The sequence below is a fragment of the Sporolactobacillus shoreicorticis genome (genome assembly GCF_024125445.1).
In the GTDB taxonomy this organism is placed as follows: Bacteria; Bacillota; Bacilli; order Bacillales; family Sporolactobacillaceae; genus Sporolactobacillus; species Sporolactobacillus shoreicorticis.
Genome location: NZ_JAMXWM010000014.1, coordinates 27,203 through 39,218 on the forward strand (window position 1 = coordinate 27,203; position 12,016 = coordinate 39,218).

Annotated in this window: 12 protein-coding genes and 1 riboswitch; of the genes, 8 read left to right on the forward strand and 4 right to left on the reverse strand. The window is 43.1% G+C overall.

What is annotated here, in order from left to right; all coding sequences use genetic code 11:
* Positions 1-19: 19 nt before the first annotated feature.
* The 3 genes from NIE88_RS12395 to comGB all read left to right on the forward strand — a co-directional run bounded on the left by NIE88_RS12395 (position 20) and on the right by comGB (position 2,669).
* Positions 20-406, forward strand: a complete 387-nt coding sequence (locus NIE88_RS12395) for a Spx/MgsR family RNA polymerase-binding regulatory protein (protein WP_253062514.1) — start codon at positions 20-22, stop codon at positions 404-406.
* Between the two features lie 168 nt (positions 407-574).
* A complete protein-coding gene (comGA, locus tag NIE88_RS12400) occupies positions 575-1,663 on the forward strand; it encodes a competence type IV pilus ATPase ComGA (protein WP_253062515.1) in 1,089 nt (362 codons plus the stop codon).
* Positions 1,638-2,669 (forward strand): competence type IV pilus assembly protein ComGB, encoded by a 1,032-nt coding sequence (gene comGB / locus NIE88_RS12405; protein WP_253062516.1) that lies wholly within the window; start codon positions 1,638-1,640, stop codon positions 2,667-2,669. Before comGA ends, comGB begins: the two co-directional genes overlap by 26 nt.
* On the opposite strand, the gene NIE88_RS12410 is transcribed toward comGB, so the two are convergent.
* Together NIE88_RS12410 and NIE88_RS12415 are read right to left on the reverse strand one after the other, a co-directional pair.
* On the reverse strand, positions 2,656-3,459 hold the full coding sequence (locus NIE88_RS12410; RefSeq protein ID WP_253062517.1) for a YqhG family protein: 804 nt from the start codon (positions 3,457-3,459) through the stop codon (positions 2,656-2,658). The two genes, comGB and NIE88_RS12410, sit on opposite strands and share 14 nt — an antisense overlap.
* A complete protein-coding gene (locus NIE88_RS12415; RefSeq protein WP_253062518.1) occupies positions 3,437-5,113 on the reverse strand; it encodes a DEAD/DEAH box helicase in 1,677 nt (558 codons plus the stop codon). The genes NIE88_RS12410 and NIE88_RS12415 overlap by 23 nt, the downstream gene beginning before the upstream one ends.
* A 136-nt stretch (positions 5,114-5,249) precedes the next feature.
* A riboswitch (glycine riboswitch) is annotated at positions 5,250-5,340 on the forward strand.
* Between the two features lie 174 nt (positions 5,341-5,514).
* Here NIE88_RS12415 and gcvT point away from each other — a divergent pair.
* Genes gcvT through gcvPB form a run of 3 tightly spaced genes read left to right on the forward strand, consistent with a single transcriptional unit; the run spans position 5,515 to position 9,438 of the window.
* On the forward strand, positions 5,515-6,612 hold the full coding sequence (gcvT, locus tag NIE88_RS12420; RefSeq protein WP_253062519.1) for a glycine cleavage system aminomethyltransferase GcvT: 1,098 nt from the start codon (positions 5,515-5,517) through the stop codon (positions 6,610-6,612).
* An 11-nt stretch (positions 6,613-6,623) separates the two neighbouring features.
* Positions 6,624-7,982 (forward strand): aminomethyl-transferring glycine dehydrogenase subunit GcvPA, encoded by a 1,359-nt coding sequence (gene gcvPA, locus NIE88_RS12425; protein ID WP_253062520.1) that lies wholly within the window; start codon positions 6,624-6,626, stop codon positions 7,980-7,982.
* A complete protein-coding gene (gcvPB, locus tag NIE88_RS12430) occupies positions 7,975-9,438 on the forward strand; it encodes an aminomethyl-transferring glycine dehydrogenase subunit GcvPB (RefSeq protein ID WP_253062522.1) in 1,464 nt (487 codons plus the stop codon). Before gcvPA ends, gcvPB begins: the two co-directional genes overlap by 8 nt.
* An 84-nt stretch (positions 9,439-9,522) precedes the next feature.
* Here the strand turns inward: gcvPB and NIE88_RS12435 are convergent, their stop codons facing one another.
* The gene (locus NIE88_RS12435) at positions 9,523-9,900 is read right to left on the reverse strand and encodes a rhodanese-like domain-containing protein (protein WP_373689437.1); all 378 of its coding nucleotides are present in this window, start codon (positions 9,898-9,900) and stop codon (positions 9,523-9,525) included.
* 193 nt (positions 9,901-10,093) lie between these two features.
* Between NIE88_RS12435 and mntR the strand changes: the two genes are divergently transcribed.
* Entirely contained in the window at positions 10,094-10,522 is a 429-nt protein-coding gene (mntR, locus tag NIE88_RS12440; RefSeq protein WP_253062524.1) for a transcriptional regulator MntR, read from the forward strand.
* An 80-nt stretch (positions 10,523-10,602) separates the two neighbouring features.
* Positions 10,603-11,490, forward strand: a complete 888-nt coding sequence (locus NIE88_RS12445) for a patatin-like phospholipase family protein (RefSeq protein WP_253062526.1) — start codon at positions 10,603-10,605, stop codon at positions 11,488-11,490.
* Between the two features lie 102 nt (positions 11,491-11,592).
* Here the strand turns inward: NIE88_RS12445 and NIE88_RS12450 are convergent, their stop codons facing one another.
* Complete coding sequence (locus NIE88_RS12450) at positions 11,593-12,000, reverse strand: hypothetical protein (protein WP_253062528.1); 408 nt, start codon at positions 11,998-12,000, stop codon at positions 11,593-11,595.
* Positions 12,001-12,016 lie beyond the last annotated feature (16 nt).

A 12,016-nucleotide genomic window follows, 5' to 3' on the forward strand; every position in this document is an offset into this window, starting at 1 on the left:
AATTTGAGGAGGGGAGCTAATGAGCAAATTGATTTTCTATACGTACCCAAGCTGTACATCTTGCAGAAAAACAAAAGGCTGGTTTAAGGATCATGATGTAAGCTATGAGGAGCGTCACCTATTTCGTAACCGGCCGGATGCAAATGAGTTAATGGAACTGATCAAGTTATCCAAGTCGGGAATCGATGATTTACTTGCAACACGGAGTGCGACGTATAAACGGCTGAATGTGAATCTAAACGATTTGCCGCTGAGCAAGGCTCTTCAACTTCTCTCTGATCAGCCCAAATTATTAAAAAGACCGATTATTACCGATGGGAAACAGTTGATCGTGGGCTATCACCAAGAGGATTTGCAACGAATCGCATTTAATGACAAGTCTTATAAGGAAAAGTCAATTGGATAATAGAATTGCGTTTGCGGCCGGTGCCATTGAGATGCCGGCCATTTGAATGATTAATTAATATTTTCATGGAAAAGAAGGAACGGCTGTGTTGATTGTGGAATACGTAGTTAACCCTGAAAACTGAAAACAAGCCTGTTTTTATTTCACAATGAAAGCAGGTGCTGTTATATGGATCAATTAGAGAAAAATACAGTGAAGCAAAGCCGTAAATTGCTGAATCAAGCGTGCGGCGCCGGTGCCTCGGACATCCATTTTACTCCGCGGAGAGACAATACGCTGGTAGAGTTCAGGATTAACGGATATCTTTTTGAACATGAAACCTTCGACGCTTTGTCCGCTGAACGTATGATTAACCATTTTAAGTTTTGCTCAGGAATGGATATTGGTGAACATCGTCTTCCTCAAAGCGGAGCGATGCAAACCGTAGTCAATCATGTCCCCATTTCATTGCGCATGTCTGTGCTGCCTACGCCAAACAAAGAAAGTCTCGTCATCCGAATTCTTCCCCAAAGAAATGAACTTCCTATTGAAGAATTAACCGTATTTGAGGAAGCGAAACGCGGACTCGCCTCCTTGCTGACTTATGAAAACGGTCTGATTCTCATTTCCGGCCCGACAGGATCCGGGAAGACAACAACCCTGTATGCACTGCTTTCAACATTACAAAGACGATACCGCGCACGAGTGATTACCATTGAAGATCCGATTGAAAAGAAGAACGACTCATTTATCCAAATGGAAGTGAATGAAAAGGCGAATTTTAGTTACGCCAAGGGATTTCGCGCGCTTTTAAGGCACGACCCTGACATTATTATGATAGGAGAAATTCGTGATGAAGAAACGGCAAAAATCGCTGTACGTGCATCGCTAACCGGACATCTGGTGCTTTCGACTGTGCACGCCTCAAATGCGTTATCCACACTGCAAAGAATGTTTGAATTGGGAATACCTAAATTTGATTTGAAGGAAACCTTAACGGCGGTCATTGCCGAGAGACTGGTGACCATTCAATGTCCCGACTGCGGTAAAGCCTGCACTCGACATTGTCCGCATCGACACCATCCGAAGCGCACCGGTGTCTATGAAATTCTCGCAGGTATGCCGCTTCACGATTATTTATCGGGACAGATGTCGCGCCCGGCCGCATCTGCTTATAAAACGATTGAGGATTATCTTGAAGAGGGGATTGAAACAGGCTGGATTCCCAAAAATACAGCAAGGAGGAATTCAGATGGCTTTTCAAAAAAATTGGACTAAGAAAGAACAGGCACAATTATTGATTGATCTTGGAGAATGCTTGAAAAACGGTTATCCGATGAATGTCGCATTCACACTCCAGGCTGGCCGAAAGCAGAAGTTTTTTCGTTTGAAAATAAATCGGATGATTGATCGGCTGAAAGCAGGAACGATGCTGCACGAGATCCTTCGTGATGAGAAATTTCCACAGGATGTAACGAGCATCATCTATTTTGCTGAAGAGACAGGCGGTCTGCCGGAAGCACTGATTGAAAACGGTACAATGATCCTGCGTCGCGAACGCTATGTTCAGACTCTTCGCCGTTTAATGCGCTATCCGCTTTTTCTCTTATGGTTCCTCACACTTGTTCTTTATGTTGTCGGAAAATTTCTTCTGCCTAATTTCATTCAGCTGTATCAGTCGTTATCGCTCAAACTTCCTGCTATTACCCGAATGATGCTTTATCTTGCAGCGCACATGGCGACGATACTGGTGATCACGGTCTGTTTTATTTTTGCTATCATATTATGTGTGCATCTATTTCGGCGTTGCGCACTTTTGAAGAGAATCTCATTTGCAGCACAAGTTCCGTTTCTTAAGGTGTTTATCCAAGTACATTTTACCTATCAGTTAGCGATTCAATTGAGTGGACTGCTTCGTTCGGGACTGACCATAAAGCAAGGTTTTGATATTCTCTCCCAAAAAGGTGCCTCACCATTCTTGAAATTAGAGTCCAAAAGAATTGCGGAAAAATTAATTCAAGGTTATTCCTTTGAAGCATCGGTCAACGGCATTATGTACTATTTGCCCGAATTTCAAACGATCATCGAACAAGGGTGTCATCAAGGATCGTTTGGGAATGCGTTGTATCGTTACAGCGACGAGCTGATGAAACAAATGGAACTGAGGACGCAATGGCTGCTTTCGATCACGCAGCCCATCATTCTGATCATCATCGGTGGATTCGTACTCATTTTATTTCTTTCTATTTTGCTGCCGGTTTTTCAAATGATTAACGGTCTTTAATAAATTGCGGCATAAATGTTGATGATTGCAGATAAAACAATCCGGCATTGACGAGTCTAATCGTGATTCTCGGCTTATATTGTTCTTCCAACGCTTTTTTTTCCTGATTGTATCGATCAGGCTTCTCCTCTTCTTGTTCGTAGAAGGCATCCAGCAAATCTTCATCTTTCTTCCATCGCTCGCTCGCCTGATCTGCCCATTCGTACGGTTCAGTTTCTAATTCGGATGCAATAAATCGTTCAATTCGCTGAATTCCGCTTTTGACAGTGATTAATGGGCTCAAGGTGTAGCAGTAATCCGGAAGCTTTTGAATGAGTTCAAGTTTCCCCAGCATGGATTGAAAGCCTTCAATTAATACACCATTTACTAATTGAAGGCCAATTGAAATCAGGCGGTCTTTTTTTAAATCACATTGATAGCTGACTTTCATATTTAGGCCGAGCCATGGTTCAAGTGCGGGGGCGGCTTGCGAGGGGAGAACTTGATAAAGACGGATATACCGTCCCATTTCTTCCGCAGTGTTGAAAATTTGGTGAAGACGCGGAGATCCAAAATGGATGAACTCTCCTTCATCAATTTGATCATCGAACCGAAACGTAAGGGTTGCTGTTTCCGGAACAGCGCCGATTTGTTCAATGTAATGCCAATAAAAGGGGCGATTCATAAGCAACTTGTCCATTTGTTTCGTTAGTTTGACTTTTAATTGAGTTTGATTGTCAACAGGAAGCAGAGTGCATTCTGAACTTGAGAAAAAACGGATAAGAAAATCACGAATTTCCGCTTGCTGCATGGTGATCCCTCTCTTCTAATTGATTCTGTTCAAAATTAATGACACTGCTAAGATTATCTAACTTGACTTTAATTTCCCCATCAGATTCAGACTCTTCGAAAATCTGTGTGACCTGCTGATCGACATTTTTCAAATCAATGTGAGTGAGTATTTTATCCAGATCACCGATCACTTGTTCAAACAAATGGATCTTGTTATACAGTAGATGTAAAATATGACTTTCAACGGTTCCGCGGGTAGCAAAATTATAAATATGCACGTCGTTTTCTTGACCCAATCGATGAATTCGTCCGATTCTTTGTTCAATGCGCATTGGATTCCAAGGCAGATCATAATTAATCATGTGGCTGGCAAATTGCAGATTAATACCCTCTCCGCCTGCTTCTGTTGCAATCAGTACTTGAACCTTGTTTTGAAAGAGCATGCGCATCCAATCTTTTTTGTTCCTTCTGAAGCCCCCGCTAAACGGAACAGAAGAGATATCATTTTTCTTCAAAAACCATTGCAAGTAAAGTTGAGTCGCTCGATATTCTGTAAAAATAATGACTTTGTCATTGATTTGCTTGATTAATTCCAGCGTTTTATTTGCCTTCGCATTTTGATTGACACGGTTTAATTTATCAAACAGATTATGCCACAACCGTTCGTTCATTGGGTGGGCTGTAGATTTGTAGATCTTATTCAGAGTGACAAAAGCAGCTTCACGGCTGCTGCACGCTTCACGTTGAAGCGTAAGCAGTGAAAAAGGCTGAATGATACCGTTTTCTTTTAGTTCACTTAAACTTTCATAAAATGTTTGTTCAGCTTCGGAGAATGGAATATCAAAGGACTTAATAATACGCTTCGGCCAATGAAGTCCTGTATCCTCCCTGCGGTTGCGCACCATCACTTGATTAACGAGTGCTTTTAGTGTGTCTTCGTTTTTTACAGATCGAGTCCCTGATTTGAAGTTTTTCGAGAAACTTTCTGCATCTCCAAGATAGCCTGGTTTCAGCAGGGAAACAAGATAGAAAATTTCACTTAGGCGATTTTGAATCGGTGTTGCTGTAAGCAAGAGACAAAACTTTTTCTTAAGTGTCTGGACAAATTGGTAATTCTTCGTTTTATGGTTCTTCAGTTTATGTGCTTCATCAATAATAATCAGATCGTAATCCTGCTCCATGATGATGTCATGGTGTGGCTGCCTCTTTGCCGTATCAATAGACGACACAACAATGTCGCATTGGCTCCAGACATAGGCTTTGCGCTGCGGGACGGCAGGTATATAAAATTTGGTATTGAGTTCGCTTACCCATTGAAGGACTAGAGAAGCCGGGACAAGAATAAGTACTTTTTTAACAAGTCCGCGTATCATATATTCTTTAATAATTAATCCTGCTTCAATCGTTTTGCCAAGTCCGACCTCATCGGCAAGAATGGCTTTACCGTGCATGTCCTCAATGACCATTCGTGCTGTTTCAATCTGGTGAGGGTGCAATTTAAGCTGCGGAAGTCGTCTGGGAGCGATCAGTCCATGAAATGAAGGAACGCTACGTTCTTTTTCCGCAAGATAAGCAAGTGAAAAGAGTTCTGATTTTGTCCATGGTCCGTCTTCATTTATTCGTTTGAAAAATTTTTCATGCCAGGTTCTGTCAAATTGGATGAGAGGCTTCATTGAAAACACCTTTATATGTTAAAATTTTGTGAACAAAGTATTGCTAATTTCACTGATAAAATGGTAGGATAACATTGTTAGTATGTACGACAATGGCTTGAGTTAAACGATTATTATTCAATTGAATGGATTGCGGATGACGTTATGGGGAGAGATCGCTTAAATGCGGTCGCCGAAGGAGCAAACAAGCAGTGAATCTCTCAGGCAGACAGGACTCATAATGGACGCACCTCTGGAGAGTGCCACGGGGCTACCAAAGGGGATACCGCCTTTGAGCGATAAACTTTCAGGTATAAGGACAGGGGAGACATGTAAATTGTCTTCTGCTGCCCTTTTTTGTTTCCATTCATTTTATTGTCGGTTAATTCGCAAAATTTTACCTGAGCGGGGGGAACAACGGAATGCCGGACTTGAAAACAACGCCTTTATATGATTATTACAGAAGCCATGATGCGAAACTGATTGACTTTGGCGGTTTCCTATTGCCTGTACAAATTACGGGAATTAAGAACGAGCATGATGCGGTGCGAAACGCAGCGGGTATTTTCGATGTGTCGCATATGGGCGAATTTCTCGTTTATGGTGAGGAAGCAGAAAACTTTCTTCAAAAAATGGTCACGAATGATGTCTCCAAGGCGCGTCCGGGAGATGCGCTTTATACAGCAATGTGTTATGAAAATGGCGGAACGGTCGATGATTTATTGATCTATTGTCTGAATCAAAATAAATACCGACTCGTTGTCAACGCAGCAAACATTGAAAAAGATTTCAACTGGCTCTCTGAACATGCCTCGAAAAAACTAAAACTAATTAATCAATCGGATAAAATAGCGCTGCTCGCTGTGCAAGGACCGCTTGCTATGTCAATTGTTCAAAAAATTACCAATTATGATTTATCAACGATAAAACATTTTAAATTTGCGGACCAGATTCCATTAGAAAATGTAACTTGTTTGGTCTCGAGAACAGGCTATACCGGTGAGGACGGTCTCGAAATCTATTGTTCTTGGGAAAAAGCGACAACGCTATGGAATGCGCTGCTGACCGCCGGCGAAGCGAATGGATTGATTCCGTGCGGATTAGGCGCTCGTGATACGCTGCGCTTCGAAGCGCGTCCGCCATTATATGGACAGGAATTGAGTGCGGCTATTACACCGCTGGAGGCAGGAATTGGTTTTGCCGTGAAAACAGGAAAGACCGAAGACTTTATCGGCAGGGCAGTGTTGAAACAGCAAAAAGATAATGGATTGACACGTAAAATTATTGGTCTTGAAATGATTGACCGCGCGATTCCACGTGCACATTACAGCGTTTATGCAGGTGATACTAAAGTTGGCGAAGTGACGACAGGAACACAGTCTCCGACCCTTGGCAAGAACTTGGGTCTTGCATTAGTCGCTACCGAATGGACTAAATTAGGAACCGTGCTTGATGTAGTTATTCGAGGAAAACGAAAAAAAGCAAAGGTTGTTAAAACACCTTTCTATAAAAGATCCTAGGAGGAAATCAAATGTCAGAGTTTCGCTATCTTCCGGTAACGGAGGAAGATCGCCGGGAAATGCTTGACGTCATTGGCGCTCAATCGGATGAAGATTTATTTTCGGATGTACCGGATAAAATCCGATTTAAAGGGGAATTGAAGCTTGAACCAAAGCTCTCCGAGCCCGAACTGATTCGCTTTTTAACCGGTCTTGCAAAGAAAAATGTGAGCACAAGTGATTATCCATCTTTTTTAGGCGCAGGCATCTATGACCATTATATTCCGTCAGTTGTAGACAGCGTCATCTCGCGCGGTGAATTTTATACGGCGTACACACCCTATCAAGCAGAAGTATCGCAGGGCGAATTGCAAGCAATCTTTGAATTCCAATCGCTCATTTGTGAACTGACCGGCATGGAGGCTGCGAATTCATCGATGTATGACGGCTCGACCTCGCTCGCCGAAGCGGCACTGCTTTCAAGCAATGTAACACGCAACCAGAAAATTATCGTTTCGGAGGCGGTTCATCCTGAATATCGCCAAGTTCTTGCAACCTATGCACATGGACGGAGACTGAAGATTGTCACCGTTCCGGAAAAAGGGGGAAGGACTGATCTTCAAGCGCTTGAAGCCGCAATCGATGATCAAGCGGCATGCGTGATCGTTCAGTACCCGAATTTCTTTGGGCAAATTGAGCCGCTTAAGGAAATCGAAACGATTGCGCATGGCAAAAAGAAGGTAAAACTCATTGTTGCGAGCAATCCGCTCTCACTTGGTTTGCTGATTCCTCCCGGTGCATTCAATGCGGATATTGTGGTCGGTGATTGTCAGCCTCTCGGCATTTCCGAATCGTTCGGCGGACCGCATTGCGGCTATTTCGCGGTATCGAAGAAATTAATACGTAAAGTGCCGGGACGCTTGGTTGGTGAAACAGTCGATGATCAAGGACAGCGTGGTTACGTTTTAACGCTTCAGGCACGCGAACAGCATATTCGTCGCGAGAAAGCAACCTCCAACATCTGCTCCAACCAGGCGTTGAACGCCTTAGCATCGTCTGTTGCCATGAATGCCTTTGGGAAGAAAGGCATTCGCGAATTGGCAGAGCAGAACATCCAAAAAGCACATTACGCCGTAAGGCAGATAAAGGCGGAGGGCATTGCCGTCAGCAATGATCATTCCTCCTATTTCAATGAATTTGTCATTGATTGCGGAAAGCCGGTGTCGGAGGTCAATCATGCGCTTCTGGAGAAGGGAATTATCGGCGGCTATGACTTAGGCGAGTCCTATGGTCAGCATAAAAATAAAATGCTTGTTGCGGTCACTGAAATGCGGTCGAAAGGTGAGATCGATCAATTCGTGGAGTCGTTAGGGGGGATTATCGGTGGATAATCAAAATCAGCCGCTTATTTTCGAACAAAGCAGACAAGGGAGAACGGCCTGTAGCCTACCGGTGCTTGATGTACCAGAAACTCCTTTAGTCGAAATGGTAGGCGAGGATTATATACGCGAAGAAGAGCCGAACTGGCCGGAGGTTTCTGAGCTAGAGTTAGTTCGTCACTACATGGCCTTATCACGCAGGAATTTTGGTGTTGACAATGGTTTCTATCCCTTAGGATCGTGTACGATGAAGTATAATCCTAAAGTGAATGAAGTTGTTGCCCGCCTTGATGGATTGACTCACATCCATCCTTATCAGAATGAAAAATCAGTACAAGGCGCTCTTGAGCTGCTTTATCGTCTTCAGGAAAATCTTCAAGAAATAACGGGCATGGATGCGGTCACGCTGCAGCCGGCAGCAGGTGCACATGGTGAATGGACCGGTTTGATGATTATTCGTGCTTTTCATGAAGCTAATGGCGATACGAAACGTACCAAGGTTATTGTTCCGGATACGGCACATGGCACGAACCCTGCCTCCGCAGCTGTTGCGGGATTCGAACCAGTCACCGTAAAATCTGATCAAAACGGACTTGTTGATTTGGAAGATTTGAAGCGTGTTGCTGATGAAACAACTGCCGCATTAATGCTCACGAATCCAAATACTTTGGGTTTGTTTGAAACACATATACAGGAGATTGCAGAAATTGTTCATGCAGCGGGTGGGAAAGTATATTATGACGGAGCGAATATGAATGCCATTATGGGGGTCACCCGACCCGGAGACATGGGCTATGATGTCGTGCATCTCAATTTGCATAAAACATTTACGGGTCCTCACGGCGGCGGCGGACCAGGATCAGGTCCAGTGGGTGTTAAAACAGAACTGGAACCGTTCCTGCCTAAGCCGCTGATTGTGAAAAAAGAAGACGGCATGTTTGGATTCGATAATGACCGTCCGCAATCCATAGGCCGTGTTAAGGCATTCTACGGGAATTTCGGTATTAATGTTCGCGCTTATGCTTACATTCGTACGATGGGCGGCAAGGGGCTGTTTCAGGTGTCCAAAGATGCTGTTTTAAATGCGAATTATTTGTTAAAAAGACTTTCCGATCATTTTGACACACCATTTAAACAGCTATGCAAGCATGAATTTGTACTTTCGGGAAGCAGACAGAAGAATTTAGGGGTACGTACGCTTGATATGGCAAAACGTCTGCTTGATTTTGGCTATTATCCGCCGACCATTTATTTCCCGCTCCTCGTTGACGAAGCGCTGATGATTGAACCGACGGAGACAGAGTCAAAGGAAACATTGGATGCGTTTGCGGATCATTTGATTGAGATCACAAAAGAAGCTGAGCACACTCCTGAACGTGTTCAAGAAGCGCCGCATCAAACGATGATCGGCCGGCTTGATGAAACACAGGCTGCTCGCCATCCGGTTCTGCGTTATGTAAGACAGTAAAAGGCGTAAGAACAATAAAAAAGCATCTTCTCTTGAAGATGCTTTTTTATGTGACGAAAAACTAAAAAGGTTGTGCTGATCATCTCATCCTTTTTTAATTCGTCCGTTCCATTTCTTGAATCCGCCATCAAGCTGGTACAGATTTGTGTATTTCATTCGCTTAAGAGCTGCCGCTGCGCGAGCACTGCGTGTGCCATTGGTGTCGTACAGATAAATCGGCATATCATGGCGAATCTCGGTATGACGCATTTTCAACTGTGTTAATGGGATGTTCCTTGCGCCAAGAATGTGACCGTTCTTAAATTCATCAGGCTCCCGTACGTCAATTAATTGTGCTTTACGGTAGCCTGCCCGAAAATCGACTTCTGATAATGTAGTGAGATAGCGCCGCTGCATATATCTGGCAATAAAAAAATAACAGAAATATGCGGCAACCATCGCAAGTAAAAAGATCCAACCCATGACTTGTTGTCCTCCTAATTCATTTCAATTTTCATTATAACGATTTGCACCGTTTTATGAAAGCCTTGAAACCGCTTTATTTATTGAATTACAGAACAGGAAGTATTGATTACAGAAGGTATTTCCTTGTTTTTTAAGCGCTGTTATAGTAACATGGGATAGTGAAAATGGGAAGTGGTTAGGGGGAGACACGATGTCGCCTACTCCAAGTATGGAAGACTACATTGAGCGAATTTACTGGTTGATTCAAGATAAAGGCTATGCACGCGTTTCCGATATTGCGGAAGCGTTAGATGTTCATTCTTCGTCCGTGACGAAGATGGTGCAGAAGTTAGATAAAGACCAGTATTTGATTTATGAAAAATACCGTGGATTTGTTTTGACCCCAAAAGGAAAAAAAATGGGCAAACGGCTGGTATACAGACATGAATTACTTGAAGATTTTCTGAAACTGATTGGCGTTCATGAAGAAAATGTCTATAAAGATGTTGAAGGGATTGAGCATCATCTCAGTTGGGACTCCATTGATCGAATCGGGGATGTTGTTCAGTATTTTGAAGAAGATCCGAAACGTGTAAATCAATTGTTTGAAATAAAAGAACGAAGCGATGAAGAAGAATAATCAAGGAGATCGGAAGAATAAAACTTCCGGTCTCTTTTTTGCAGTGCGCTCATTTAATGATAAGTGAGGGGGGATGCGGTGTGTTCATTGATATTGTCTTTTCCGGAGGCGGAGTCAAGGGATTCGCGTTTTCTGGGGCGCTGCAAGTACTGGAAAAATCGGGCTACACATTTAAGCGAACAGCGGGAACTAGTGCCGGTTCTATTGTTGCAGCACTTATTGCTGCCGGTTACACTTCTAAAGACCTGAAAAAAATAATGAGCGAAATGGATACAAATAAGCTGATTGAACCTTCGGCACGTATGCGTTTCCCATTATTCAAGTGGCTTCGTCTGTATTTCAAGATGGGTCTTTTTAAAGGAGATTATCTTGAACGTTGGATTGCCGATTTGCTCAAGGCGAAGGGGATAGAAGAATTCGCCGATCTGCCCAGAGATCGTTTGAAAATTGTCGTTTCGGATGTTACGAAAGCAAGGCTTGTCGTGATTCCCGACGATTTAAAGGATTACGGATTAGATCCGAATCACTTTTCAGTTGCGCGTGCTGTAAGAATGAGCTGTTGTTTGCCTTTCTTTTTTGAACCCGTGCCGCTTTATGATGCAAGCGGAGTGAAATCGCTAATTGTTGACGGAGGCATATTGAGTAATTTTCCATTATGGATTTACAATAAGGAGGATGAACTGCCTGCCAGGCCGTTTCTCGGTTTGCAGATCGTAGACAAAGATTCGGATTTTAAAGAAGCTTTTAAGGTTCGGAATGCAGCAGAGCTCTTTCGTGGCCTCTTTAAAGCAATGCGTGAAGCCCACGATGAGCGAATCATTGAGAAACTAAAAGGGACGAATATTATATGCCTTCCGGTAGATAGGGTGAAAACGAAAGATTTTCAAATATCCGAAGAAGAACGGGAACGCTTGTTTAAAATTGGTGCGAATTATGCACGGAAGTTCCTTGAACAGTGGTCTTATTAACAGAATAGATGAAAAATGGGATCAGCAGAATTCTGCCGATCCCATTGTGTTAAGCCATTAATTAAAAGCGGGAATTGGTGAATGATTATTCACAAACCCCATTTAAAAAAGCAGTCTTTTCTTTTTTTTATTTTTGCGCCCTTCGATGACCGTTAAATGCCCATGATCTTTAGTCGACTGATGTGTAAACGTTTTAAGTGAAGAAGATTCACTCTTAATTACTTTGAATTTTGCCGCGGGATGGATGGTTCGCACCTTGCGACCGATTGAAGTCATTTTCTTCCTTTTGCGTGATTGCCGCAAAGCTCTATTGTAACGTGCCTGATCTCCATTTCCCGTCCATTCGGCGAGACGTCTGAAAAAGAAAAGGCCTACAATAACAATCAGCGCGATAATAATTAACTGGGCAATGATGACACTTTTCTGACTGGGCAAAAACATGGAGAGCAGCCCGAACAGTCCTAGTCCTCCGATTACAAGGAAGGCAACAGAATAGAAAAAGGTTTTCACGGACACTCACCTCCGT

Coding starts and splice junctions, on each gene's coding strand:
- NIE88_RS12415 (WP_253062518.1), bottom strand. CDS start 5,113: ATGAAGCCTCTCATCCAATTTGACAGAACCTGGCATGAAAAATTTTTC.
- NIE88_RS12395 (WP_253062514.1), top strand. CDS start 20: ATGAGCAAATTGATTTTCTATACGTACCCAAGCTGTACATCTTGCAGA.
- gcvPA (WP_253062520.1), top strand. CDS start 6,624: ATGTCAGAGTTTCGCTATCTTCCGGTAACGGAGGAAGATCGCCGGGAA.
- mntR (WP_253062524.1), top strand. CDS start 10,094: ATGTCGCCTACTCCAAGTATGGAAGACTACATTGAGCGAATTTACTGG.
- gcvT (WP_253062519.1), top strand. CDS start 5,515: ATGCCGGACTTGAAAACAACGCCTTTATATGATTATTACAGAAGCCAT.
- NIE88_RS12435 (WP_373689437.1), bottom strand. CDS start 9,900: ATGGGTTGGATCTTTTTACTTGCGATGGTTGCCGCATATTTCTGTTAT.
- comGB (WP_253062516.1), top strand. CDS start 1,638: ATGGCTTTTCAAAAAAATTGGACTAAGAAAGAACAGGCACAATTATTG.
- NIE88_RS12410 (WP_253062517.1), bottom strand. CDS start 3,459: ATGCAGCAAGCGGAAATTCGTGATTTTCTTATCCGTTTTTTCTCAAGT.
- comGA (WP_253062515.1), top strand. CDS start 575: ATGGATCAATTAGAGAAAAATACAGTGAAGCAAAGCCGTAAATTGCTG.